Annotated in this window: 20 protein-coding genes, 2 tRNA genes and 1 pseudogene; 7 read left to right on the forward strand and 16 right to left on the reverse strand. The window is 44.9% G+C overall.

Annotation, left to right across the window (positions count from 1 at the left end):
* Positions 1-2: 2 nt before the first annotated feature.
* The 3 genes from FKQ60_RS15870 to orn form a co-directional block, all read right to left on the reverse strand.
* A tRNA-Met gene (locus FKQ60_RS15870) sits at positions 3-76 on the reverse strand.
* Positions 77-154: 78 nt separating this feature from the next.
* Positions 155-230: transfer RNA gene (locus FKQ60_RS15875), tRNA-Gly, on the reverse strand.
* A 214-nt stretch (positions 231-444) separates the two neighbouring features.
* A complete protein-coding gene (orn, locus tag FKQ60_RS15880) occupies positions 445-990 on the reverse strand; it encodes an oligoribonuclease (RefSeq protein ID WP_040905851.1) in 546 nt (181 codons plus the stop codon).
* A 140-nt stretch (positions 991-1130) separates the two neighbouring features.
* Between orn and rsgA the strand changes: the two genes are divergently transcribed.
* The 6 genes from rsgA to FKQ60_RS15910 all read left to right on the forward strand — a co-directional run bounded on the left by rsgA (position 1131) and on the right by FKQ60_RS15910 (position 9152).
* The gene (rsgA, locus tag FKQ60_RS15885; RefSeq protein ID WP_170906745.1) at positions 1131-2195 is read left to right on the forward strand and encodes a small ribosomal subunit biogenesis GTPase RsgA; all 1065 of its coding nucleotides are present in this window, start codon (positions 1131-1133) and stop codon (positions 2193-2195) included.
* A gap of 94 nt (positions 2196-2289) precedes the next feature.
* Positions 2290-3147, forward strand: a complete 858-nt coding sequence (gene asd, locus FKQ60_RS15890) for an archaetidylserine decarboxylase (RefSeq protein WP_170905201.1) — start codon at positions 2290-2292, stop codon at positions 3145-3147.
* A 205-nt stretch (positions 3148-3352) separates the two neighbouring features.
* On the forward strand, positions 3353-4768 hold the full coding sequence (locus tag FKQ60_RS15895) for an SLC13 family permease (protein WP_004397635.1): 1416 nt from the start codon (positions 3353-3355) through the stop codon (positions 4766-4768).
* Positions 4769-4954: 186 nt separating this feature from the next.
* The gene (gene gpmM / locus FKQ60_RS15900) at positions 4955-6487 is read left to right on the forward strand and encodes a 2,3-bisphosphoglycerate-independent phosphoglycerate mutase (RefSeq protein WP_161426318.1); all 1533 of its coding nucleotides are present in this window, start codon (positions 4955-4957) and stop codon (positions 6485-6487) included.
* Positions 6488-6669: 182 nt separating this feature from the next.
* Positions 6670-7896 carry a DEAD/DEAH box helicase gene (locus FKQ60_RS15905; protein WP_170906746.1) on the forward strand — a complete coding sequence of 409 codons (1227 nt, stop codon included), beginning with the start codon at positions 6670-6672 and terminating at the stop codon, positions 7894-7896.
* 131 nt (positions 7897-8027) lie between these two features.
* Complete coding sequence (locus tag FKQ60_RS15910; RefSeq protein ID WP_154169355.1) at positions 8028-9152, forward strand: peptidoglycan DD-metalloendopeptidase family protein; 1125 nt, start codon at positions 8028-8030, stop codon at positions 9150-9152.
* A 25-nt stretch (positions 9153-9177) separates the two neighbouring features.
* On the opposite strand, the gene FKQ60_RS15915 is transcribed toward FKQ60_RS15910, so the two are convergent.
* The 4 genes from FKQ60_RS15915 to nudC form a co-directional block, all read right to left on the reverse strand.
* Entirely contained in the window at positions 9178-10137 is a 960-nt protein-coding gene (locus tag FKQ60_RS15915) for a hypothetical protein (RefSeq protein WP_004397639.1), read from the reverse strand.
* Positions 10138-10289: 152 nt separating this feature from the next.
* Complete coding sequence (locus FKQ60_RS15920; RefSeq protein WP_170906747.1) at positions 10290-10940, reverse strand: TetR/AcrR family transcriptional regulator; 651 nt, start codon at positions 10938-10940, stop codon at positions 10290-10292.
* Positions 10941-11057: 117 nt separating this feature from the next.
* A complete protein-coding gene (hemE, locus tag FKQ60_RS15925; protein ID WP_170906748.1) occupies positions 11058-12122 on the reverse strand; it encodes a uroporphyrinogen decarboxylase in 1065 nt (354 codons plus the stop codon).
* 262 nt (positions 12123-12384) lie between these two features.
* The gene (gene nudC, locus FKQ60_RS15930; RefSeq protein ID WP_154169361.1) at positions 12385-13185 is read right to left on the reverse strand and encodes an NAD(+) diphosphatase; all 801 of its coding nucleotides are present in this window, start codon (positions 13183-13185) and stop codon (positions 12385-12387) included.
* 182 nt (positions 13186-13367) lie between these two features.
* Here nudC and FKQ60_RS15935 point away from each other — a divergent pair, with 182 nt between their 5' ends.
* Entirely contained in the window at positions 13368-13856 is a 489-nt protein-coding gene (locus FKQ60_RS15935; protein ID WP_040905865.1) for an Rsd/AlgQ family anti-sigma factor, read from the forward strand.
* 120 nt (positions 13857-13976) lie between these two features.
* On the opposite strand, the gene rpoC is transcribed toward FKQ60_RS15935, so the two are convergent.
* From rpoC to tuf, 9 genes and pseudogenes are all read right to left on the reverse strand, one after another.
* Positions 13977-18179, reverse strand: coding sequence for a DNA-directed RNA polymerase subunit beta' (gene rpoC / locus FKQ60_RS15940; protein WP_170906749.1), 4203 nt, complete (start codon positions 18177-18179; stop codon positions 13977-13979).
* 100 nt (positions 18180-18279) lie between these two features.
* Complete coding sequence (rpoB, locus tag FKQ60_RS15945; RefSeq protein ID WP_115152679.1) at positions 18280-22308, reverse strand: DNA-directed RNA polymerase subunit beta; 4029 nt, start codon at positions 22306-22308, stop codon at positions 18280-18282.
* A 240-nt stretch (positions 22309-22548) separates the two neighbouring features.
* Entirely contained in the window at positions 22549-22914 is a 366-nt protein-coding gene (gene rplL / locus FKQ60_RS15950) for a 50S ribosomal protein L7/L12 (protein WP_004397645.1), read from the reverse strand.
* Positions 22915-22973: 59 nt separating this feature from the next.
* Positions 22974-23468, reverse strand: a complete 495-nt coding sequence (rplJ, locus tag FKQ60_RS15955; RefSeq protein ID WP_072671278.1) for a 50S ribosomal protein L10 — start codon at positions 23466-23468, stop codon at positions 22974-22976.
* A gap of 271 nt (positions 23469-23739) precedes the next feature.
* On the reverse strand, positions 23740-24441 hold the full coding sequence (rplA, locus tag FKQ60_RS15960) for a 50S ribosomal protein L1 (protein ID WP_004397647.1): 702 nt from the start codon (positions 24439-24441) through the stop codon (positions 23740-23742).
* A gap of 4 nt (positions 24442-24445) precedes the next feature.
* A complete protein-coding gene (rplK, locus tag FKQ60_RS15965) occupies positions 24446-24874 on the reverse strand; it encodes a 50S ribosomal protein L11 (protein ID WP_004397648.1) in 429 nt (142 codons plus the stop codon).
* Positions 24875-25004: 130 nt separating this feature from the next.
* Positions 25005-25553 carry a transcription termination/antitermination protein NusG gene (gene nusG, locus FKQ60_RS15970; protein WP_004397649.1) on the reverse strand — a complete coding sequence of 183 codons (549 nt, stop codon included), beginning with the start codon at positions 25551-25553 and terminating at the stop codon, positions 25005-25007.
* Between the two features lie 12 nt (positions 25554-25565).
* Positions 25566-25946 (reverse strand): preprotein translocase subunit SecE, encoded by a 381-nt coding sequence (gene secE, locus FKQ60_RS15975; protein WP_004397650.1) that lies wholly within the window; start codon positions 25944-25946, stop codon positions 25566-25568.
* A 240-nt stretch (positions 25947-26186) separates the two neighbouring features.
* Positions 26187-26312, reverse strand: a pseudogene (gene tuf / locus FKQ60_RS15980) (elongation factor Tu); the annotation flags it as partial.

A 26312-nucleotide genomic window follows, 5' to 3' on the forward strand; every position in this document is an offset into this window, starting at 1 on the left:
GGTTGCGGGGGCCGGATTTGAACCGACGACCTTCGGGTTATGAGCCCGACGAGCTACCAGGCTGCTCCACCCCGCGTCCGTATTACTCACCGTTAAGCACGATGTAGGCTTTGTAACTTTATTGTTTTATCGCCATCAGCAATAAAAGCAAATCTGGAGCGACACACGAGGTTCGAACTCGTGACCTCAACCTTGGCAAGGTTGCGCTCTACCAACTGAGCTAGTGTCGCATCAACAACGTTTTGTGCTGTTCAGGGCTGCGAATTATAAGTGCATTTTTTTGTGATGCAAGTAGTTAAAGCAAAAAAAATCATTTTTCTTTTCGTATGACGATAAAAAAAACCACTTAAACAAAAAACACACAGATTCAGGTGAAATTGCAACCGCTCGTTTTAAGAAAAGCGGTCAACCATACCGCTCTTCACCGCTCGATAGCTAGGATTGTTAAATTTTGAAAACGTGAGAGCGATAAAATTTAAGCTCGGCGATAGATTCTCGAATATCATCTAAGGCAAGATGAGTTCCTTGTTTACTGAATCCCGCAGCAATCTCAGGCTGCCAACGACGAGTCAGTTCCTTGATAGTGCTCACATCAATACAACGATAATGAAAATACACTTCTAAGTCTGGCATATGCCGGTAAAGAAAACGTCGATCTTGACCAACGCTATTTCCACAAATCGGTGAAGCACCAGCAGGAACCCAGTGTTGTAAGAAATCAATCGTCTGTTCTATCGCTTGAACTTCATTGATCGAACTGCGGCGCACTCGGTCCACTAGCCCACTATGGGTATGGGTACGAGTACACCACTCATCCATTTTTTGTAACTCGGTTTCGGATTGATGAATAGCTAACACCGGTCCTTCTGCCAATACATTCAGTTGACTATCGGTAACAATGGTTGCTATTTCAATGATCTTATGGACATCAGGGTCTAACCCGGTCATCTCCAGATCAATCCAAATCAAGTTTTGATCACTAAAAGACATATAATTAAGTGCCTATAGGGGTTTGCCAATAAAAAAGGTACTATAACCTAAATTCCCCTAACTACGATACCGCCGTGCAGCGCACAGTGATAAATTGAGTTAGGCATCGTTCTAAGTTAAAAAACTTAAAGTGAAAAAACGTGACAAAGAAGAAAAAACTCACTAAAGGCCAAGTGCGCCGAGTTAGAAATAACCAGCACCGTAAGTTAAAACAAGAAGACTCCGTACAGTGGGACGAATCGATGCTGGAAAATGCCAAGTCCGGTCTAGTGATCACACGATTTGGTCAACATGCCGATATAGAAGACCCCGAGACGAAGATCGTCCATCGATGCAATTTACGTCGCGGAATCGAAAGTTTGGTGTGTGGCGATCAGGTCATTTGGCGGCCTGGCGTAGAAACTCTTGCTGGAATTTCAGGCGTGGTCGAAGCAGTAGAGCCTCGCAGCTCAGTTCTGACTCGTCCAGATTATTACGATGGTTTAAAACCCGTCGCCGCTAATGTTGAGCAAATGATCATTGTCTCTTCTGTCTTACCTGAATTATCGCTGAATATCATCGATCGTTACTTAATTGCTGCAGAAACACTATCTATCGCTCCTGCCATCGTTCTTAATAAAGTCGATTTACTCAGCGAAGCACAGCGGATGGATTATCAACAGCAATTGGCCGCTTACCAAGAAATTGGCTATGACGTCATTTTTGTCAGTAAAGAAAGTGGCGAAAATATCGCGTTATTAGAGAGTAAGTTAAGTCATAAGATTAATATCTTTGTCGGTCAATCCGGAGTAGGAAAATCAAGCTTAGTCAATGCGTTGATGCCTCAACTCGGCATCATTGCTGAAGAGGGTAAAATCTCTGAGAACTCAGGACTTGGACAGCATACGACTACCGCAGCTCGCTTATACCACATCCCATCCGGTGGCGATTTGATTGACTCTCCGGGTATTCGTGAGTTTGGTTTATGGCACTTAGCCGCAGAGGAAGTAACCAAAGCCTATGTAGAATTTCGTCCCTATTTAGGGGGATGTAAATTTCGTGACTGTAAACATGGTGATGACCCGGGTTGCTTACTGAGAGAAGCCGTCGAAAACGGTAAAATCAGCGCACAACGCTTTGATAACTATCACCGTATTATTGAGAGCATGTCGGAAAATAAAGCCAATCGACAATATTCTCGCAATAAAAAATCAGACCAACAATAAATACTCACAGACGAACAGAGTCTGATGACACGCGGATTATTTTTCAGTACCATTTCGCGCCAAAATAAAGATGATAGATTGGAAATAACATACGATGGATAAATTTAAAGTTAGGCTGCAATATTGGCTGCCACAACATGCTTTAACCCGTTTAGTCGGTAAACTCGCGTCAGCGAAGGCAGGTAGTCTAACCACCGCCATCATTCGCTGGTTTATTAAACAATATAATGTCAACATGAGTGAAGCGTTACATTCCGATCCAAAACACTTTGCGACATTTAACGAATTTTTTGTCCGTGAGTTAAAGCCTGGCCTACGCCCCGTTGTCGATGACGAAGCGACACTCGTTCATCCAGCCGACGCTTGCGTCAGTCAATTCGGCCCAATAACTGACGGCCAACTGATTCAAGCAAAAGGCCATCATTATTCTGCTCAAGTACTGCTTGGGGGTGATGCTAAACTGGCTGAAGAGTTTCGTGATGGTGAGTTTGCCACTCTCTACCTATCACCACGAGATTATCACCGAGTGCATATGCCATGTGATGGTACATTACGACAAATGATCTATGTGCCTGGCGATCTATTTTCTGTTAACCCACTGACCGCAGAGAATGTGCCTAATTTGTTTGCCCGTAACGAACGAGTTGTCTGTATTTTTGATACCGAATTTGGCCCACTGGCTCAAGTACTGGTCGGTGCAACCATTGTTGGCAGTATCGAGATGGTATGGGCAGGAACCATGACTCCACCGCGTGGTAATACCGTGTATCGTTGGGATTATCCAGCAGAAGGTATCAATGCTATCCGATTGAAAAAAGGCCAAGAAATGGGTCGATTTAAGTTGGGGTCAACCGTTATCAATCTATTTGCGAAACAACAGATTCGTTTTGATAGTAGCATGCAGTTAAATACGCCAACCCTGCTCGGTTCTGCTTACGCCCACAAAGCCTAATCAAGTTCCTCCTTATTTCCAACGCGTTAAATGAAACATTGTCGCCATTTTTTATCACTAAAAGTGGCGACTATGTTTGCTCTAAGCCGAGCTTTCCACTGATTAACTGTGTCTAAGCTAACAATTTTCCATTCCCTATTACGATCTTTTCATAGCAATGCTTTACCCTAGATGACATTCGGATATTTTTGCAAAGGACGCTCTTATGTCAACGTTATCGACCGGGTTACTGACTCGGCTTGCGATCTGTTTTTTGATTCCTGTCGGTGTACTCTTACTCCCCATAGACACCATTCCTATTGATGAATTGACGCTCGTTCAGCATCGCTTGCTGGCTATTTTTTTACTCGCGGCTCTACTCTGGGTCTTAGAACCGGTACCCGTTTTTGCTACTTCTATTCTGATCATCGCTCTATTATTAATTATGATTTCAGACAAGGGGTTACATTGGTTCCGCTCCCCAATTGAACAACATGAAGTCGGGCATTTAATCCCTTACACTGACATTCTTGGTGCCTTCTCTTCACCGATCATTATTCTGTTTATGGGTGGATTCGCCTTAGCGATCGCGGCGTCAAAATATCAACTGGATAACAACTTAGCACGTGTATTACTGCGCCCGTTTGGTCATCAACCTAAATTTATTATGCTTGGATTGATGCTCATCACCTCCGTATTCTCAATGTTCATGTCAAATACGGCTACGACAGTAATGATGTTGGCTCTACTTGGACCCATTGTCGCCTCTGCGCCGAAAGGGGAGCTAGGCATTAAAGCTTTGGTGCTATCCATTCCGATTGCTGCGAATACAGGAGGCATCGCGACGCCGATTGGTACGCCACCGAATGCGATTGCTTTACAGTATTTAACGGGAGAGAACAGCATAGACTTTCTATCTTGGATGATGATGGGTCTACCATTTGTGATTGTTCAATTAACCATTGCTTGGTTTTTATTGCAGTATTTATTTCCCTCATCACAACAACAAATGACGCTAAAATTGCAGGGAACATTTCAACGCTCTTGGCGAGCAATCGTCGTGTACATCACTTTTGCAACGACGATTTTATTGTGGATGAGTACCGCTCTGCATGGCATGAATACTTATGTGGTCTCGATCATTCCACTAGCTGTATTTACGTTAACAGGCATTATGGGCAAAGAGGAACTCAAGCAAATTAATTGGGATGTACTTTGGTTAGTGGCTGGGGGGATTGCGATCGGTATTGGGTTAGAGCATACCGGACTTGCCGTTGCCTTAGCCCATGCCATTGACTATGAAAGCTTATCACCGATGTTCATCGTCATTTCGCTATCGATGGTCTGCTGGCTAATGGCGAACTTCATGTCCAATACGGCAACAGCAAACTTATTAATGCCAATTGCTGCCGCTATTGGTGTCTCGATGTCCAGTTTAACGGAGATTGGTGGCCTACAAGGGTTATTGGTCGTGGTCGCGTTCTCCGCTTCTTTAGGCATGATCCTTCCAGTCTCAACACCGCCTAACTCATTAGCTTACTCCACAGGCTTAATTGAAAGTAAAGATATGGCTAAAACCGGTTTAATTCTTGGACTAGTAGGATTATGTATTGTGTATTTGGCCACTTGGGCGTTAACTTAATGAGAGCGTAACATCAATCGATTGCCGTAGAGAGAAGCAAAAACAATGAATGTTGATCCATAGACAACATTCTTCGGATTGATAGGCAGAATCATTGATCTTAACCTACTGCAAAGCGGAGAAAGTGTAGTAAAATTACGCTAGTTTTTTATTTCTCATTACCATGAATTTGACGAGGTTATAATTATGTCTGCTAAGAAGCCTATGGCTCTAGTGATTCTTGACGGTTGGGGCTACCGTGAAGATAACACCAGCAACGCGATCAACAATGCGCACACACCAGTACTTGATGCGTTGATGGAAAATCATCCTCATACTCTTATTTCTGCTTCTGGCATGGATGTGGGTCTACCTGACGGTCAAATGGGAAACTCTGAAGTTGGCCATACTAACATCGGTGCAGGACGGATTGTTTATCAAGATTTAACCCGCATTACTAAATCAATCGCAGATGGTGAATTCCAGCATAATGAAGCGATTGTGAATGCGATTGATAAAGCGGTAGCCGAAGGCAAAGCGGTTCATCTCATGGGATTGATGTCGCCAGGTGGTGTGCACTCTCACGAAGATCATATCTATGCGGCAGTAGAGCTAGCCGCTGCTCGTGGCGCAGAGAAAATTTACCTACACTGCTTCCTTGACGGACGTGATACCCCACCACGCAGTGCTGAGGGTTCATTGGCACGTTTCCAAGACCTATTTAGCAAACTCGGTAAAGGACGCATCGCTTCTCTTATCGGTCGTTATTATGCCATGGACCGTGATAATAACTGGGATCGCGTTCAGCAAGCTTATGACTTATTAACTCAAGCTAAAGCAGAGTTCACCTATGACTCTGCCGTTGCTGGCCTTAATGCCGCTTATGCGCGTGAAGAAAACGATGAGTTCGTCAAAGCCACAGAAATTCGTAGCGCAGATCAAGAATCAGCAGCCATGCAAGATGGTGATGCGGTACTATTTTTAAACTATCGTGCTGACCGTGCTCGTGAAATCACCCGCACGTTTGTCGCCGATTTTGATGGTTTCACTCGTCAAGTGTTCCCTAATGTCAATTTCGTGATGCTAACTCAGTATGCGGCCGATATTCCACTAGCGACCGCTTTCCCACCAGCATCGCTAGAAAACACTTATGGTGAATGGCTTTCTAAAGCGGGCAAAACTCAGCTGCGTATTTCAGAAACAGAGAAGTACGCCCACGTGACCTTCTTCTTTAACGGTGGCGCAGAAAACGAGTTTCCTGGTGAAGAGCGCCAGCTAGTGGCCTCTCCAAAAGTCGCGACTTACGATCTTCAACCAGAAATGAGCTCCAAAGAACTCACCGATAAACTGGTTGCGGCGATTAAATCCGGTCAATACGATGCGATCGTTTGTAACTATCCAAATGGTGATATGGTCGGCCATACTGGTGTTTATGAAGCAGCGGTTAAAGCTTGTGAAGCGGTCGATGAATGTATTGGCCGAGTGGTTGAAGCGATTAAAGAAGTCGATGGTCAGTTGCTCATCACCGCAGACCACGGTAACGCTGAAATGATGATTAACCCTGAAACCGGTGGCGTACATACGGCTCACACCAGTTTACCAGTACCGCTGATTTATGTCGGTAATAAATCAATTACTCTACAAGAGGGCGGTAAACTGTCGGATCTCGCACCAACCATGTTAGCGCTGGCTGACATGGAAATTCCCGCAGATATGTCAGGTAAAGTGCTTTATTCATAACGCTTGTTATTAGCGTACGATTTTTGAAGCATTGATCCCCTTAAATTCGCTATTTAAGGGGATTTTTTATCGATGGATTTTACTTAACGGTTGCTTACTTGGCATCGCTATCATCGTTAGTTGTCGCCAACGATGAATAGCTTTAGACTCAGACCACCGCTTTCCTCATCCATGATGTATTTATGACCTTTTCTGAGCTTAACTTAGCTTCTTCTCTACTTAGTGCACTGCCCGCTGAGTTACATACTCCGACCACAATCCAGCAGTTGGCGATTCCTGTGATTTTATCTGGTCGTGATCTGCTCGCTCTCGCTCAAACGGGCAGCGGTAAAACCTTCGCTTATGGTTTACCGCTATTACAAAAAACACTCCCGATGACACCACACATTCAAACCTTGATCATCGTACCGACACGTGAACTGGCAACCCAAGTTAGCCAAGCGCTGGGCTTAATCGCCAAACCGATGAACATCGATGTGTGTCCACTTTGTGGAGGGGTTGACCAGCAATGGCAACAGGATCAATTAGCGCAAAACCCTCAGCTCATCGTTGCTACGCCAGGGCGATTATTGGATCTTATTGAGCAACAGATCATAAACTTATCATCGCTACAACATCTGGTACTGGATGAGGCTGATCGGCTATTAGAGATGGGATTTTGGCCAGATGTGCAGCGGATCATGGCCCATTTACCCGCTAAAAAACAAACCCTGCTATTTTCTGCAACCTTACTCCCCGAGCTTGAAGAAAAAGCCCTCCAGCCGTTAAACGATCCCATTAAGATCAGCGCTAATCTGCCGAATCAAACCGTGCCAGAGATTGATGAACAACTGTACTTGGTCAATAAAGGCAGCAAAGCACAAGTCTTGATTCATTTACTCAAACAACATCATTGGTCTCAAGTCTTGGTCTTTATTAGCGCTCGAGATAATGCAGACGCACTGGCCAAAAAACTCCTTAAAGCTGGAATTCGTGTTGCCGCACTCCATGGTAATAAAGATCAAACCGATCGTGAGCAAATCTTGACTCAATTTAAACAGCAGAAAATTGAAGTGCTAATCGCAACCGATTTATTGGCAAGAGGCATTCATATTGAACAGCTTCCTGTGGTCATCAATTTTGATTTACCGCCAAGCCCGTCAGTGTATATTCACCGCGTTGGGCGAACCGCACGAGCTGGGCAAACAGGTCTCGCTCTCTCTTTAGTCTGTCATAATGAAAACGCGATCCTCGATGCCATTCGTCAACTGACTCAACGCCCTCTTGTGTTGCAGACGTTGGCCGATTTTCCCGTTACAGATCAACCCGCCACCACGGTGCCAAAACGTCAACCACGAGATAAACAAGCCAATCGACGGAGTGCCCAAAAGCGCAGTGTGAAACAGTTTCAACCGAAATCATCTCGCTAAACGCCGATCCTTGACGACAAATGAGCAGTATGACAAAAAACCGCACAAAGTTTACATTATGCTGCTCGCCTGACACGTGACTTTGAGTATACTGGGCATTCAACAATTTTAATGGTGATGATTGCCTAAACATGACGTTGTCTATTCTAAAACTTACTGTGCGATTATTGGCGGTCTGCTTAGCGATTACCACCTCATCAGGTGCTGCTTATGCCGCTTCGCAACAAGAGCTTTCTGGCGTCAAAAACGAAATCTCTCGTCAACAGCAGTCACTGAGCCAACGACAAAAAGAACTGGATCAATTACAGCGTTCACTTAGACAACAAGAGTTGTCTATCTCTCAGCTAGAAAATCAAATTAAAAATACCCAACGTGATGTCGTGACCGCTAATGACAATCTCGCCAATATTCAAAAAAACCGACTTGAGTTAGAACAGCAGCGCCAGCAACAGACCGAAAAACTCACTCAACTGTTACAGACGTACTATGTAACTCAGCGAGCACTGGCCAGCGGCGATCTCCTCAAAAGTGGCGTCGAGCAAGATAGAATTAGTCAGTATTATCAACATTTGGCCAAAGCGCGTACGGAAACCTTACGCAGTTTACAAACAACCCATCAAGCGCTCAACGAAAGTGAAAAACAACTGCAGCGTGAGCGTGATCAAATCACCGCCCTATTGCAACAACAAACCGATAAGCGCGATAAGCTCGCCAGCACTCAAGCGGAGCGGCGTAAAACCGTCAATACCATTCAACAAAGTATCTCGGGCGATCAAGTTTATCTTGCCGAACTGCAACGCAATGAAACTCGCTTGAAAGCTGAAATCGCCAAAGCAGCGAAGCGTAATGCAGTACCGATGGATGGACTCGCTCAGCAAAGAGGTAAGCTACCCTGGCCACTGCAAGGTAACGTGTTGCACCAGTTTGGAGAGAAACAAACTGGTCAAGTCGATTGGAAAGGCATGGTGATCAGCGCCAATTATGGGCAAGCCGTCAAAGCCGTCTATCCGGGAACGGTCGTATTTGCGGAGTATTTACGTGGCTATGGATTAGTGATTTTACTTGACCACGGCAAAGGTGATATGACCTTATACGGTTATAACCAATCACTCATGAAAAAAGAGGGCGATAAGGTCGTCGCAGGAGATACGCTCGCCTTAGCCGGTGATACTGGTGGGCAATCTCGTCCCGCGTTGTACTTTGAAATTCGTCGTAATAGCCGAGCTGAAAACCCACGCCAATGGCTGAGACGATAAATCTCACCAGCGCTATCGACGACGATTAATATCGATAATAAGTTTCGACCCTCTCTATCAGTTGGCTCAATTGTGATTTGGCTAGACGATTTACCCCTCCCGCCGCTTCTCGCCCACCACCGCTAACAAACTGAGCACAAATAGCGCCTGCGCCATGTTTATTGGCTAAAGGAGCACGCAACGACACAGTATAGCTTTCACTGTCGGCTTCAGTGAGCACCAAGTGAGCTTGGCTCGGTTGTTGATTAGCTAGCAGATTACCAAAGACGCCACTGACTCGATGTGAGGCCGATTGATTGGGTAACACAAACACGCGTAATTCCCGACTTTGGTAATATGCTTCTAGGCTTTGTGCTTGCGCCATGTCTTGCTGATAAGCCCGCTTGAGACGATGATAAGGGGAATGATGATCATCAATAAGCATAAAAGGACAAGGATAGTTCAATAAACTTCGCAGCAGTTCTGCGGGATGAAAGTGCAGATCTTCTAATTGTTGCCCATAGCCATTGTAATTGAGCAAAGTGCCGATTGACTGCAACTGCTCGGCTTGAAATGTCGTCAATCCAGCTTGTAATGCCAGTTGATTCGCGGTTGCGATCAAATTATCGCCATAAGCAGCGGCAATCGCCCAATGATGAAAACGGCCCGCCAGTAATCGATCAATGATCAAACCCGTACAAATATTGGCGTTTAAATCAATGTGAGCGGTTAAATTAGCGTGGTAAGGAACATCACCGGACTGATGATGATCAGCATAAAAAATGCTTGCTCCCTCTGAGAGAAGGCGCTGTAAATCAAAGACATTTTTCGCCATCGAAATATCCAGTACAGTCACAGAATCACCAGGATTAACCGTTAGTTTTTTCAGTAACTGTATGTCACGCTTCACGCCAGTCACTAGCTGACTTTCGATAGGCTCGGCTAAGCGCAGTTGTAATAGCGCGATGATGCCATCAGCATCACCATTAAAAACATCATAGTGCATGGTTATTCACAGGGGTATTTAGCGGACATAAGTACACTTTATCTAAATCGGTCTATGATGAGTAAGATAAAAACGTTATATCTCCAAACTTATTACTCAGCATCGCTATAACAGCCGTAATCGCATGGCAACCATTGAAAAGTCAACGCATTCTAGCCATTGATAGTGCTGGCATGCATGGCTCTGACACCTTCTTCTAACAATTGTAATTGTTCTAAACCTTGGGGGGTGGCATTGGGTTTCATCACCGAAATAATTTGTAGCATCCCCTGATGAATAACACGCTCGGTAATGGACGCGTTAGCCGACATCGCAGACTGATACGCCAACCAGCTTGAAGCGATCAAATGCAACGTTGTCACTAGCTTTTTCATCTCTTGCTCATCAATCACCAGCAGCTGCATATCGATAAACACTTGCATAATATTAATCAAGTTCACTTGGAGCTTATCTTGAACTTGAATATACGATTGATGCAGCTCAGGATCGCGTTGCAAAATTTCTGGCAAATTGGCGTAGAAAAATCGATATTTCCACATCAAATTAAAAATAGAATCCAGATAATGTTTCAGCAGCGTTAAACTCTCATATTGGCCCTGCCAAGGGCTAAAACGCTCGATAAGTTCTGCCGAGTACCAAGCAAAAATTTCACGCACGATCTCTTGTTTATTACGAAAATGATAATAGAGATTACCGGGGCTAATTTCGATATGAGCCGCAATATGGTTGGTGGTGATCGGTCTTTCACCATGTTCATTAAACAAAGCTAATGCGGCATGAATTATTCGGTCTCGGGTTTTCATTGTCGAACCATAATCTTTAGTGGTGAATTTATCTCAGTATATACCAAACAAGATAAAGAGGCAGACAGGCCCACCTCTTCGCTATTCAAAGGAAAGCGGACTCAATACTGAACCTTTTTATCGGTGATAAGGGGTCGAAAGTTCATGAACCGCATCGACAAACACTCCAGCATTCTCAGGTGGAACGTCTAAATGGATACCATGGCCTAAGTTAAACACATGCCCACTACCGGTACCAAAACCCTCAAGAATACTTGCTACCTCTTGACGAATTCGCTGAGGGCTCGCATAAAGCATGGAAGGATCCATATTGCCTTGCAGCGCAACTTTATCACCCACTCGTGCTTTAGCATCAGCAATATTGATGGTCCAATCGAGTCCAATCGCATCACACCCCGTCGCCGCAATCGACTCAAGCCACATACCACCATTTTTGGTAAATAATGTAACAGGGACTCGTCTGCCTTCGTGCTCACGGATCAATCCATCAACAATTTTATGCATGTAATGCAGCGAAAACGACTGATAATCTCTTGGCGTTAATACGCCTCCCCAAGTATCGAAAACCATCACTGATTGCGCTCCAGCTTTAATCTGTGCATTCAAATACTCAATGACACTGTTTGCCAATTTATCGAGTAACCGATGCAATAAAGCAGGTTCGGCATACATCATCTTTTTGATCTTGGTGAACGCTTTTGAACTTCCGCCTTCGACCATATAGGTTGCCAACGTCCAAGGGCTGCCAGAAAAACCAATCAAAGGCACCTCACCCTGCAAATCTTTACGAATTTGGCGCACTGCATTCATGACATATTGCAGCTCGCCTTCTGGATCAGGGAAACCAATTTTATCCACATCCGCTTTACAAGTGATGGGACGCTCGAACTTTGGCCCTTCACCAGCTTCAAAATACAAGCCTAAGCCCATGGCATCAGGAATGGTTAAAATATCGGAAAACAAAATTGCAGCATCGAGTGAAAAACGGCGTAGCGGCTGCAAGGTAACTTCAGAAGCCAGCTCGGCATTTTTGCATAACGACATAAAATCGCCCGCTTGTGCACGTGTCGCTTGGTATTCTGGTAGATAGCGTCCCGCTTGACGCATCATCCATACTGGCGTGCAATCGACAGGTTGCTTGAGTAATGCACGCAAATAGCGGTCATTTTTTAATTCAGTCATGGTCTTTTCCCATTTTTCTATCAAGCGGTAATCAATCGCTCATTCTAACATTGATTGACCAAGCATCGCAGAGTGCTTTGCAACCGAGATCAAGTTATTAACTTTTAAATCAATGCTTAAATTGCGTGCAAAAGCATTAACTGTTACAAATTTATTCGCTAGCGAAAACGATAATAATAGCTAGGCATTGAATGTCTAGCATCTCATAACGACATCTTACTTACCCCCTCCCTTGCGGAGGGTTTTTTTATGCCTGTTTTCTCTAAAAAGAATGACTGTCGATCTTATCATTCTTGGCTCGTATGTCGGTCAAGGTCTGTTCAATTAAAGCTCGAGCTATCGTTCCGTGTGGAGCCAGATCAGGTAAATGAGGTTCACTAAACCACTGCGCATCGGTCAGTTCTGAATAATCGGGGTTTAACTCACCTCCCGCATAATCGGCTAAAAAACCCATCATCATACTGGAAGGAAACGCCCAAGGTTGACTGGCCACATAGCGAATATTGTCGATAATAATCCCCGTTTCTTCTTGTACTTCACGCGCGACGCATTGCTCAAGGGTTTCTCCCACCTCTAAAAAACCGGCAATCACCGTATACATCCCACCGCGATGACGAGGGTGCTGAGCAAGTAAAATCTGATCATCTTTGCGAACCGCGACAATAATGCACGGAAAAATACGGGGATAATGTAAAGTGCGACATTCCTGACATTGCATCGCTAACTGATGATGATTGAGACGATTACGCCCACCACATTGTGAACAAAAACGCTGAGTTTGACTCATATGCCCATATTGAACCGCTTTGCTGGCGAGCAAAAATAGCGCTGAATCCATCGATAATAACGTCCGCAAATTCACCATTGGTAACTCATCAGCGATCTCTTGAGCATTTATCCAATAAACAGGGGCTTGGTTATGCTCACCAATCAATACCGCATACTCAATCGGTAATCGCCATTGCTGCGCACAACCAAAAGGGATGCTCCCATCAATGGTCCAGATCTCACTTCCTGAAACAACACACCAATAAGCGGCTTTTGCGTCACTGTTTTCTAACATACTCACTCCTGATTGCTTGCAGTTCAACCATTTTACTGGCAATCTAAATTCATACCAGAGTTTGTAGTCATTTGATTTTCAAACCTATAAATTCTCGTTAGGACAACAGTTTGTAGTACAACACTACAATGGGTGTGCAAGGAAAATCATCAATAAGATGATGAGATCATGAGGGCATGGTCATGCTAAATAAATTAAAGAAAACACAAGAGCAGTGGGGCGGATCCAGTGAAGTTATCGATCACTGGTTGGATAACCGTCAACACCTGATCGTTGAGTACTGCAAGCTTGCAGCACTACAGCCTTTAACTCCCGAATCCTCACTGAATGAGTTACCAGCGCCTAAAGCGTTGCACCGCTTTAGCCAAGAGCTGGTTGATTATATCTCCGAAGGCCATTTTAAAATTTATGATATGGTCATGCAAAAATGGCAAGCGACTGGTTTTAAAGCAACAGATGAAATCAACCAAACCTATGGAAAAATCGTCCAAACCAATGATGCCTTATTGGATTTTGCGGATAACTATGCCACTGTGGCTGATGACGATGATTTAGATAATCTCGATAATGATTTATCGATGGTTGGTGAAGTGCTTGAGTCGCGGTTTGCGTCTGAAGATTACCTGATTCAATTAATAGCAGACAGCCTTGCTATCCCACCAGGCGCATAAACAAGCGTGAGCTTTCGCTTTTCATCTAAGTAAATTGAGTGAAAGCAGCGCAACATAATTGACCTGAAAAATGAGTTAAAAAAGGCACCCGAAGGTGCCTTTTTTGATCATGCGATACGATTACTCGTCCGATGAAAAGCCAGCATTCAATAGCGCAGCAAGATTGTCCGTCGCTTGTTCCGCTGACGTACCTTCTTTTTGAGCTAGACGCTTCGCTTGGCGATCTTGGTGATACGCAAAACCGGTACCGGCAGGGATCAAACGACCAACGATTACGTTCTCTTTCAGACCACGTAAATCATCACGTTTACCCGATACCGCTGCTTCAGTCAGTACGCGCGTTGTTTCTTGGAACGACGCTGCTGAAATAAACGATTCGGTTGCCAGAGAGGCTTTGGTAATACCTAATAGTTCGCGTTCGAAACGAGCAGGTTCTTTACCATCAGCTTCCAATAAACGGTTAGCAATCTTAACTTGAGCGTACTCAATTTGCTCACCAGGTAAGAATTCCGAATCACCTGAATGGGTGATGGTACACTTACGTAGCATCTGACGAACAATCGTTTCAATATGCTTATCGTTTATCTTAACGCCTTGCAGACGGTAAACTTCCTGAACTTCGTTAGCAATGTATGAAGTCACGGCGTGGATACCACGTAGACGCAGAATATCATGCGGTGACTCTGGGCCATCAGCAATGACATCACCACGTTCAATACGCTCACCTTCAAACACGTTGAGCTGACGATGCTTAGGAATCATCTCTTCATACACATCACCGCTATCGCGAGTGATCAGTAGACGACGCTTACCTTTAGTCTCTTTACCGAATGAAACAGTACCCGTATGCTCAGCAAGAATCGCAGGCTCTTTCGGCTTACGCGCTTCAAACAAGTCAGCTACGCGTGGTAGACCACCGGTGATATCTCGGTTACCGCCAGATTTTTGTGGAATACGTGCTAACGTGTCACCGATGTTCACTTCTGCGCCATCTTCGATGTTCACAATCGCCTTACCAGGTAAGAAATATTGCGCTGGCATATCAGTACCAGGAATCAATACATCTTTACCTTTCGCATCAACCAGTTTAATCGCAGGACGCATATCTTTACCTGCGGCTGGACGAGCGGCGGCATCGGTAACTTCACTTGAAGACAGACCCGTTAGATCATCAGTTTGACGAGAAACGGTTACACCATCAATCATATCCACGAACTGGATACGACCAGCCACTTCAGTGATGATAGGTAGTGTGTGCGCTTCCCAGTTAGCAATAACTTCACCGGCGTCAACAGCATCGCCATCGGCTTTGCTTAATAACGAACCGTAAGGCAGTTTGTGCTTCTCTTTGGTACGACCAAATTCATCAATAATCGTCATCTCTGATGCACGCGAAGTGATCACCAGTTTACGATCTTTGTTGATTACGAATTTAGCGTTATGCAGCTTCACAGAACCTTTATTCTTTGCTTGAATACTGTTCTCTGCAGCGGCTGTTGATGCAGCACCACCGATGTGGAAAGTACGCATCGTTAACTGTGTACCTGGCTCACCGATAGATTGAGCCGCAATAACGCCGACGGCTTCACCTTGGTTAACCAAGTGACCACGAGCCAAGTCACGGCCATAACACAATGCACAACAACCAAAGTCAGCATCACAGGTTACGACAGAACGAACGCGGATACGGTCAACCGAGTTATCATTAATGATCTGACACCATTTTTCATCCAGTAAGGTATTACGTGGAATCAAGACTTCTTCAGTACCAGGCTTAATAATATCTTCTGCAACAACACGTCCAAGCGCTAACTCAGTCAGAGCAACTTTAACGTCACCACCCTCGATATGAGGCATCATATCAACGCCTTCATGGGTGCCACAGTCGTGTTCAGTAACCACTACGTCCTGTGCTACGTCAACCAAACGACGAGTCAGATAACCTGAGTTTGCCGTTTTCAATGCGGTATCGGCTAGACCCTTACGCGCACCATGGGTTGAGATAAAGTACTGAAGTACGTTCAGACCTTCTTTAAAGTTCGCGGTGATTGGCGTTTCAATGATCGAACCATCTGGACGAGCCATCAGACCACGCATACCCGCTAACTGACGAATCTGAGCCGCAGAACCACGTGCGCCTGAGTCGGCCATCATGTAAATGCTGTTGAAAGACTCTTGACGCTCTTCCTCACCATCACGGTTAATGACTAACTCAGAAGAGAGGTTTTCCATCATTGCTTTCGCAACGCGATCATTGGTTGACGCCCAAATATCGATCACTTTGTTATAGCGCTCACCGGCTGTCACTAGACCAGATTGGAACTGCTCTTGAATTTCGCGCACTTCTTCTTCTGCATCAGCAATTTCCGTGTATTTAGCCGCAGGAACAACCATGTCATCGATACCTACCGATACGCCAGACAATGCCGCATAAGCAAAACCGGTGTACATGATTTGGTCAGCAAAAATAACCGTGTCTTTCAGACCAAGCTTACGATACGCCTCGTTGAGCAAGTTAGAAATTTGCTTTTTACCTAACTTTTGGTTGACGATGCTATAAGGCAAGCCTGTCGGTACGATCTGCCACAACATGGCACGACCAATCGTCGTATCGACCAATTGAGTGTTAGTGGTACGGTGACCATCTTCATCAACGACCGTTTCAGTAATACGTACCTTAACTCGCGCATGCAGTTCCGCGTTTTTAGTGCGATATGCCTTTTCAGCCTCTTCAGGGCCAGCAAGGTACATACCTTCACCTTTCGCATTGATCTTTTCACGAGTCATGTAATACAGACCCAATACAACGTCCTGTGAAGGTACGATGATCGGATCGCCCGATGCTGGCGACAGAATGTTGTTCGTCGACATCATCAGCGTACGCGCTTCAAGCTGTGCTTCTAGAGTTAGAGGCACGTGTACCGCCATTTGGTCACCATCGAAGTCCGCGTTATACGCCGCACACACGAGTGGATGCAACTGAATCGCTTTACCTTCAATAAGAACTGGCTCAAACGCTTGAATACCCAAACGGTGCAGTGTTGGCGCACGGTTGAGTAGCACTGGGTGTTCACGGATCACTTCATCCAAGATATCCCAAACGACGGCTTCTTCACGCTCAACCATCTTCTTAGCCGCTTTAATCGTCGTTGCTAGGCCACGAGTTTCAAGTTTGCTATAGATAAATGGCTTAAATAGTTCAAGTGCCATCTTCTTAGGAAGACCACACTGATGTAGACGTAAGTATGGACCAACGGTAATAACCGAACGGCCAGAATAGTCTACACGTTTACCCAGTAGGTTCTGACGGAAACGACCTTGTTTACCCTTGATCATATCAGCAAGAGATTTCAGAGGACGCTTGTTAGAACCAGTAATAGCACGACCACGACGACCGTTATCTAATAGTGCATCCACCGACTCTTGTAACATGCGTTTTTCATTACGCACGATGATATCTGGTGCAGCAAGCTCAAGTAGACGCTTCAAACGGTTGTTACGGTTGATCACGCGACGATACAGATCGTTCAGATCCGACGTAGCAAAACGTCCACCATCTAGTGGAACGAGAGGGCGAAGATCAGGCGGCAGTACTGGCAAGACTGTCAGGATCATCCATTCAGGTTTGTTACCTGAAGAGAGGAACGCTTCAACCAGCTTCAAACGTTTGGTCAATTTCTTACGCTTGGTTTCAGAGTTAGTCGTTTCTAACTCTTCACGCATTTGCTCAGTTTCAACCTGTAGATCCATTGAAGACAAAAGATCTTTGATCGCTTCTGCGCCCATTTTAGCGGTAAATTCATCACCCCACTCTTCAAGACGATCCAAATACTCTTCTTCAGTGAGCATTTGTCCTCTTTCAAGATCAGTCATGCCTGGCTCAGTCACCACGTACATCTCGAAGTAAAGAACACGTTCGATATCACGTAATGGCATATCCATCAGCAAACCGATACGAGACGGTAGTGATTTTAAGAACCAAATGTGTGCCACAGGTGAAGCAAGCTCGATGTGGCCCATACGGTCACGACGAACTTTAGTCTGGGTTACTTCAACGCCACACTTCTCACAAATCACACCACGGTGTTTCAGACGCTTATATTTGCCACAAAGACACTCGTAGTCTTTTACCGGACCAAAAATACGCGCACAGAACAGACCATCACGCTCAGGTTTGAACGTACGATAGTTGATGGTCTCAGGTTTTTTCACTTCACCAAATGACCATGAACGGATCATATCTGGAGAAGATAGACCGATTTTGATTGCATCAAATTCTTCGGTCTTATGCTGTGCTTTTAGAAAGTTTAATAAGTCTTTCACAATCAGCTCCTGTAAGGAGTTAAAAGGGCCCGCTGCTTAATGTAGCGAGCGCCTTCCTACCAGAAAACCAGTTAGGTCCCCCAAAGGGGAACCTTAAGGTTTACTCTTCGTCTTCTAGCTCGATGTTGATACCTAGCGAGCGAATCTCTTTCAACAATACGTTGAACGATTCAGGCATACCAGGTTCCATCGCGTGGTTACCGTCTACAATGTTCTTATACATCTTCGTACGGCCGTTAACGTCATCAGACTTAACGGTAAGCATTTCTTGTAACGTGTAAGCGGCACCGTAGGCTTCTAGTGCCCACACTTCCATCTCACCAAAACGCTGACCACCGAACTGTGCTTTACCACCCAGAGGTTGCTGAGTAACCAAGCTATAAGAACCAGTTGAACGGGCATGCATCTTATCATCCACTAAGTGGTTCAATTTCAGCATGTACATATAACCAACCGTAACCGGACGCTCAAAGGCATCTCCCGTACGACCATCAAACAGAGTTAACTGTCCAGAAGTCGGCAGGTCGGCCAATTGCAACATCTCTTTAATAGACGCTTCATTCGCACCATCAAAGACTGGAGTCGCAACCGTTAAGCCATTGCGTAGGTTATTGGCTAAAGTACGCACTTCATCATCAGATAAAGCCGCGATGTCAACCGACTGACGAGTCTCGCCAAGGTCGTAAACCTTTTGTAGGAACTCACGCAGCTTCGCTAGCTCTTGTTGTTCCTTGATCATCTGGTTGATCTTATCGCCGATACCTTTGGCCGCGAGACCTAAGTGAACTTCTAAGATCTGACCGATGTTCATCCGCGATGGTACACCTAGTGGGTTCAGTACGATATCGACTGGCTGACCATTCTCATCATACGGCATGTCTTCCACAGGGTTGATCTTCGAGATAACACCTTTGTTACCATGACGACCCGCCATCTTATCACCCGGCTGGATGCGACGCTTAACCGCTAAGTAAACTTTTACGATCTTAAGAACGCCAGGTGCTAAATCATCACCTTGAGTGATCTTACGACGCTTGGTTTCAAACTTCTTATCAAAGTCAGCTTTTAGCTCATCCCACTGCTCAGCAAGCTGTTCAAGTTGGTTTTGTAGCTCCTCGTCTTCCAAGGTTTGCTCTAACCATTTCTTGCGCTCAATAGAATCAAGCTTCGCGTCCGAGTAACCACCAGCAACAAGTACAGAACGAACACGTGCTAATAGACCACCTTCAAGAATCTGGAACTCTTCAGTTAGGTCTTTTTTAGCTTCTTTCAGCTGCATGTGCTCAATTTCAAGCGCACGCTTGTCTTTCTCTACACCATCGCGAGTGAAAACTTGTACGTCAATAACCGTACCAGCCACTGAATTTGGAACGCGTAATGAGGTATCTTTAACGTCAGAAGCTTTCTCACCGAAGATAGCACGTAATAGCTTCTCTTCTGGAGTGAGCTGAGTTTCACCTTTTGGTGTTACTTTACCCACAAGGATGTCGCCACCCTTAACTTCTGCACCGATATAAACGATACCTGACTCATCAAGTTTAGATAATGCCGCTTCACCAACGTTGGGAATATCCGCCGTGATCTCTTCGGCACCAAGCTTAGTATCACGAGCCACACAAGACAGTTCTTGAATGTGGATGGTGGTAAAGCGGTCATCTTGAACAACGCGCTCTGAAACTAAGATTGAGTCTTCGAAGTTATAACCGTTCCAAGGCATGAACGCGATACGCATGTTCTGGCCTAGTGCTAGCTCACCTAAATCAGTAGATGGACCATCTGCCAATACATCACCACGACCCACAGGTTCACCAGGCATCACACAAGGACGCTGGTTAATACAGGTGTTTTGGTTCGAACGGGTATATTTGGTTAAGTTATAGATATCAATACCAGCTTCGCCAGGAATTAACTCTTCTTCATTAACCTTAACCACGATACGAGATGCATCAACCGACTGGATAACACCGCCACGATTCGCAACCACAGTTACACCAGAGTCAACAGCTACATTGCGCTCAATACCCGTACCAACAAATGGCTTTTCAGCACGTAGTGTCGGTACTGCTTGACGTTGCATGTTTGCACCCATCAAAGCACGGTTCGCATCATCGTGTTCTAGGAACGGAATCAAAGATGCAGCTATCGATACCACTTGGTTAGTCGCAACGTCCATGTAATCAACATGTTCACGCGGGTGAAGACCTGATTCACCTTTCTGACGAGCAGTGATCAGTTCATCAGCAAAACGGCTATCATCAGTAAGCTTGGCGTTCGCCTGAGCAATAACAAATTGGCCTTCTTCAATCGCTGATAAATAATCAACTTCATCAGTCACAACGCCATCGACAACTCGACGGTATGGTGTTTCAAGGAAGCCATATTCATTACAACGAGCAAAAGCAGACAAAGAGTTGATTAGACCGATGTTTGGACCTTCTGGTGTTTCGATTGGACATAAACGACCATAGTGGGTTACGTGTACGTCACGAACTTCGAAACCAGCACGTTCACGAGTCAAACCACCCGGACCTAAAGCAGAAATACGACGCTTATGCGTGACTTCTGATAGCGGGTTGTTCTGATCCATAAACTGAGACAGTTGTGAAGAACCAAAGAATTCTTTTACTGCAGCAGAAATTGGTTTGGCATTGATCAAGTCTTGTGGCATCACGTTATCGAGATCGCCTAAGCTTAGACGCTCTTTTACTGCGCGTTCAACACGGACTAGACCAACACGGAATTGGTTTTCTGCCATTTCGCCAACACTACGAATACGACGGTTACCAAGATGGTCGATATCATCAACCTCCCCTTTACCGTTACGAATCGCGATTAGCTTTTTCATCACTTCGATGATATCAGTTTCATCGAGTGTGCCTTGCTCTTCTGCGTCTGTACGCTCAATAGAACTATTGAACTTCATACGACCTACGGTTGATAAGTCATAACGCTCAGGAGAGAAGAATAAACTTTCGAATAGCGCTTCAGCCGCTTCTTTCGTTGGCGGCTCGCCAGGGCGCATCATGCGATAGATTTCAACTAACGCCGAAATTCGGTCAGAGGTACTGTCAACACGTAGTGTTTCAGACATGAACGGACCATTATCAAGATCGTTAGTAAAGAGAACTTCCAGCTTTTTGTAACCCGCTTGAGATAAATGAGCGAGTACTTCCAAAGTAACTTCTTGGTTAGCGGCAAGGATCACTTCACCCGTCGCTTCATTGATGTAGTCTTTGGCTGAAATCTTGCCGACAATATAATCAACAGGAACTTCAATAAAACTGACTTCATCTTTTTCAAGCTGACGAATATGACGCGCAGTGACACGACGACCTTTTTCGACATAAACCTTACCATTAGATTCAATATCAAACGTTGCCGTTTCACCACGTAAACGTTCAGGCACCAACTCCATCATCAGAGTTTGGTCTTTGACTTCAAACTTCACTTTGTCAAAGAAGGTGTCTAGAACTTGTTCTGTGGTTTTACCTAGCGCACGCAAAATAATTGACGCAGGCAGCTTACGACGACGGTCAATACGTACGTATAGGTTATCTTTAGGATCGAACTCAAAGTCGAGCCATGAACCACGGTAAGGGATCACGCGTGCGTTATAAAGCACTTTACCAGAAGAGTGGGTTTTACCCTTATCGCTGTCGAAGAACACGCCTGGGCTTCGGTGCAGCTGGGATACGATAACCCGCTCAGTACCATTAATGACAAAGGTACCATTATCTGTCATGAGTGGAATTTCACCCATGTAGACTTCTTGTTCTTTAATATCTTTAACCGTGCCTGCTGGCGCGTCTTTGTCAAAGATCACTAGGCGTAATTTTACGCGTAGAGGTTTAGAATAAGTTACACCACGGATTTGACATTCTTTAACGTCAAAAACTGGCTCACCAAGACGGTAGCTAACGTATTGCAGCTCTGAATTGCCGTTGTAGCTCTGGATTGGAAATACAGAACGAAAAGCAGCTTCAAGACCGTATTGCCCTTCTGGATCCTGTTCGATAAATTTTTCGAACGAATCAAGCTGGATCGATAGCAGGTATGGAATGTCCAATACTTGTGGACGAGTACCAAAGTCCTTACGGATGCGCTTTTTCTCGGTATAAGAGTAAACCATGGGGTTCCTCAGCTCGCTGATAAGTGACCCAAACTGTCCGCCTTTATTAAAAGGGGTAGGACAGTGACTAAATCGCTGTTTACTGTAGTGGCATCTCGTATCGTTATGATTTAGATGCTTTTTGCAAGAATATGGAACGCTTAAACAGCGGGAAAATTCGTCCATACCCTACAGCGCAAAAAGGCTGGTGGTCAATAAACCACCAGCCATTAGCCTTTCGGCTAAGGAATTAAGTAATAATTACTTAACTTCAACAGTTGCACCAGCTTCTTCTAGCTGAGCTTTAAGAGCGTCAGCTTCAGCTTTGTCGATGCCTTCTTTTAGAGGTGCTGGAGCGCCGTCAACTAGAGCTTTAGCTTCTTTTAGGCCAAGACCAGTTGCGCCACGTACTGCTTTGATTACAGCAACTTTGTTTGCGCCAGCAGCAGTTAGAATTACGTCGAATTCAGTTTGCTCTTCAACTTCAGCAGCAGCAGCGCCGCCAGAAACTACTGCAGCTGCAGCAGAAACACCGAACTTCTCTTCCATAGCAGAGATAAGTTCAACAACTTGCATTACAGACATTTCTGCAATAGCGTCTAGGATTTGCTCGTTAGTAATAGACATAACAATTCTCTTTTAAGTCAACAATAAGTTTATTTAGCAACCAATAAAAAGCAAGGCAATTAAGCCGCTGTAGCTTCTTTTTGATCGCGGATAGCAGCGATAGTACGCGCCAGCTTGCCAGCAGAAGCTTCTTTCATGCACATCATTAGGCGTGCAATTGCTTCGTCGTAAGTTGGTAGTGTCGCTAGTACTTCAGCGTCAGTAATTACGCCTTCAAATGCAGCTGCTTTGATCTCAAATGCTTTGTTCTCTTTAGCGAAGTCTTTAAAAAGACGTGCTGCAGCACCTGGGTGCTCGTTAGAGAATCCGATCAAAGTAGGACCTACGAATACGTCTTTCAGACATTCGTAAGCTGTGCCTTCTACAGCGCGACGTGCTAGAGTATTACGAACAACTCTCAGGTAAACACCCGCTTCACGCGCTTGTTTACGTAGAGAAGTCATCGCGCCTACTTGAACGCCACGAGAGTCAGCAACAACTGCAGAAAGTGCACCACTGGCCGCTTCGTTGACTTCAGCAACAATTGCTTTTTTGTCTTGAAGATTTAAAGCCATCTTGGATTGCTCCTGGTTGTCGTTACACCACTCACTATTATCACAACAGTGAGAGATTATTAGGTGCAGTCCCAGAAGAAAGGTAACTTATAAAAATAAGAGCTTTCTGTCAGTTCGGGCACCATCTACGTAGGTTTTATTAAGTTATCGAATTGATAACGCCTACGGTCTTGGACGGAGACTGTGTCATAGTTCAAAGAACCAAAGTTCAGCCCCAACCACAAATATTAGGCGCAAAATTATACATAAATTTCGCGCCTAAGCAAAGGAATTATATTTTAGTGTTCAGCGTTAACTGATCAACAGCAACACCTGCACCCATCGTCGTAGAGATGCTTACTTTCTTCACGTAAGTACCTTTCGCTGATGATGGTTTTGCTTTCTTAAGCGCAACAAGCAGAGCTTCTAAGTTCTCTTGCAGTTGGTTAGCTTCGAAAGTCACTTTGCCGATAGTGCTGTGGATAATACCGTTCTTGTCATTACGGTAACGAACCTGGCCTGCTTTCGCATTTTTCACTGCTTCAGCAACGTTAGGAGTTACAGTACCAACTTTCGGGTTTGGCATTAGACCACGAGGACCAAGAATGGTACCCAATTGACCAACAACACGCATTGCATCTGGAGAAGCAATCACAACGTCGAAGTTCATTTCACCTTTTTTCACTTGCTCAGCAAGATCTTCCATACCCACTAGGTCTGCACCAGCAGCTTTAGCCGCTTCAGCATTAGCACCTTGAGTGAATACTGCAACGCGAACGTCACGACCAGTACCGTGTGGTAGTACAGTTGCACCACGTACGTTTTGGTCAGATTTACGAGCATCGATACCAAGGTTCACAGCAACATCTACAGATTCAACAAATTTAGCTGTCGCTAGTTCTTTAAGAAGAGCAACTGCTTCGTTGATTTCGTATTCTTTTGTTGCGTCAACTTTTTCACGAATTGTACGCATGCGCTTAGTTAATTTTGCCATGATCTTAACCCTCTACCACTAGGCCCATTGAACGAGCAGTACCCGCAATAGAACGTTTCATCGCTTCAATATCAGCACCAGTCATATCAGCAGCTTTTAGTTCTGCGATTTCTTGGATTTGTGCGTCAGTGATCGTACCCACTTTTTCAGTGTTTGGACGACCAGAACCAGACTTAAGGCCAGCCGCTTTCTTAAGTAGAACTGCTGCAGGAGGAGTCTTAGTGATGAACGTAAAAGAACGGTCGCTGTATACAGTGATAACAACTGGAGTAGGTAGACCTTTCTCCATTGATTCTGTTTTTGCGTTAAACGCTTTACAGAATTCCATGATGTTAACACCTTTTTGACCTAGTGCAGGACCAACTGGTGGACTTGGGTTCGCCATACCAGCTGCAACTTGCAACTTGATATAAGCTTCAACTTTCTTAGCCATGATATTTCCTAATGATTGGGTGCAAACGCTAATATATTTATCAGCTCCCCAGTTTTACATAATGCCCGTAAAAAGGCGCGAAATTATAATCTTATCTCACGCTTTTCACAAGGCTTAAATAGATGCTATTTTAGTCAAGTTTTTCTACTTGACCAAATTCGAGTTCAACTGGCGTTGCACGACCGAAGATAGAGACAGACACTTTCAGGCGACTTTTATCGTAATCGGTCTCTTCTACCGTACCATTGAAATCAGCAAATGGACCTTCTGTAACACGGACCACTTCACCCACCTCAAACATCGTTTTCGGACGTGGAGCTTCACTCGCTTTTTCTAAACGGTTCAAGATCGCATCGGCTTCTTTATCAGTAATTGGTGCTGGTCTATCCGAAGTGCCACCAATGAAGCCCATTACACGAGGAACACTACGTACCAAATGCCATGACTCATCATTCATAACCATTTGTACCAGCACGTAACCTGGGAAGAATTTACGTTCGCTCTTGCGACGTTGGCCTGCGCGCATCTCCACCACTTCTTCCGTTGGAACCAGCACTTCACCAAAGTGCTCTTCCATCGCATGCATTTTTATATGCTCACGAAGTGATTGAGCGACACGACCTTCAAACCCAGAAAAGGCTTGAACGACATACCAGCGTTTTTTTGGAGCTTCACTCATGTATTAAACCCTCTATACTCCAGTCACAAAAGACACTAGACGAACCATAATTCCATCAATGCCCCAAAGTGCTAAAGCCATTACAATACTTACAGCTAACACGATTAATGTTGTTTGCATGGTTTCTTGACGCGTAGGCCACACCACTTTACGAACTTCCATCCGAGATTCGCGTGCAAAAACAATCGCAGCTTGACCTTTTACTGTGGTTGCCGCAACGCCAAGAGCGCCGGCAATTAACACAATGACACCTGCAGCACGTGCGACTACAGACCACTCACCATACAGGTAATTACCTACAACAGCAGCGGCCAACAATACGAAGGTAATGACCCACTTCAACGTATCTAGCGCATTTGAGCTATCAGGAGTTTCAGCATTATTAGCTTTCATAAACCAACCTGTCACAAGTCTTACTATAGACGACAACAGCCCCGCTGTTGCAGGGCAAATCCATTTCATCAGCTACACGGCTGATATACTGATTTTGACCAAGAAATAGTCTCGGCCCCTAAATTTCATGCTAGCGCTTGATGATAAAACAAACAAAGTGACTAACTGTGTAGAAAAAGGGCATCAAATGATGCCCTTTTTGCTACTGGATAGTCAAATCATTCTTCACAGAAACTGTGATTAAGCGATAACTTTAGCTACAACACCAGCGCCTACTGTACGGCCACCTTCACGGATAGCAAAACGTAGACCTTCGTCCATCGCGATTGGTGCAATTAGCTCTACAACCATCTTGATGTTGTCGCC

Source organism: Vibrio sp. A11, from assembly GCF_013048705.1.
Classification (GTDB): Bacteria; Pseudomonadota; Gammaproteobacteria; order Enterobacterales; family Vibrionaceae; genus Vibrio; species Vibrio metschnikovii.

Bases quoted from the DNA above. Each gene is read 5' to 3' on its own strand.
- hemE (WP_170906748.1), bottom strand. From the start codon at position 12,122: ATGACTGAATTAAAAAATGACCGCTATTTGCGTGCATTACTCAAGCAA.
- secE (WP_004397650.1), bottom strand. From the start codon at position 25,946: ATGAAAGCTAATAATGCTGAAACTCCTGATAGCTCAAATGCGCTAGAT.
- FKQ60_RS15935 (WP_040905865.1), top strand. From the start codon at position 13,368: ATGCTAAATAAATTAAAGAAAACACAAGAGCAGTGGGGCGGATCCAGT.
- FKQ60_RS15920 (WP_170906747.1), bottom strand. From the start codon at position 10,940: ATGAAAACCCGAGACCGAATAATTCATGCCGCATTAGCTTTGTTTAAT.
- rplJ (WP_072671278.1), bottom strand. From the start codon at position 23,468: ATGGCTTTAAATCTTCAAGACAAAAAAGCAATTGTTGCTGAAGTCAAC.
- rplK (WP_004397648.1), bottom strand. From the start codon at position 24,874: ATGGCTAAGAAAGTTGAAGCTTATATCAAGTTGCAAGTTGCAGCTGGT.
- FKQ60_RS15905 (WP_170906746.1), top strand. From the start codon at position 6,670: ATGACCTTTTCTGAGCTTAACTTAGCTTCTTCTCTACTTAGTGCACTG.
- FKQ60_RS15895 (WP_004397635.1), top strand. From the start codon at position 3,353: ATGTCAACGTTATCGACCGGGTTACTGACTCGGCTTGCGATCTGTTTT.
- gpmM (WP_161426318.1), top strand. From the start codon at position 4,955: ATGTCTGCTAAGAAGCCTATGGCTCTAGTGATTCTTGACGGTTGGGGC.
- orn (WP_040905851.1), bottom strand. From the start codon at position 990: ATGTCTTTTAGTGATCAAAACTTGATTTGGATTGATCTGGAGATGACC.
- rpoB (WP_115152679.1), bottom strand. From the start codon at position 22,308: ATGGTTTACTCTTATACCGAGAAAAAGCGCATCCGTAAGGACTTTGGT.
- FKQ60_RS15915 (WP_004397639.1), bottom strand. From the start codon at position 10,137: ATGCACTATGATGTTTTTAATGGTGATGCTGATGGCATCATCGCGCTA.
- rplL (WP_004397645.1), bottom strand. From the start codon at position 22,914: ATGTCTATTACTAACGAGCAAATCCTAGACGCTATTGCAGAAATGTCT.
- rplA (WP_004397647.1), bottom strand. From the start codon at position 24,441: ATGGCAAAATTAACTAAGCGCATGCGTACAATTCGTGAAAAAGTTGAC.
- nusG (WP_004397649.1), bottom strand. From the start codon at position 25,553: ATGAGTGAAGCTCCAAAAAAACGCTGGTATGTCGTTCAAGCCTTTTCT.
- FKQ60_RS15910 (WP_154169355.1), top strand. From the start codon at position 8,028: ATGACGTTGTCTATTCTAAAACTTACTGTGCGATTATTGGCGGTCTGC.
- nudC (WP_154169361.1), bottom strand. From the start codon at position 13,185: ATGTTAGAAAACAGTGACGCAAAAGCCGCTTATTGGTGTGTTGTTTCA.
- asd (WP_170905201.1), top strand. From the start codon at position 2,290: ATGGATAAATTTAAAGTTAGGCTGCAATATTGGCTGCCACAACATGCT.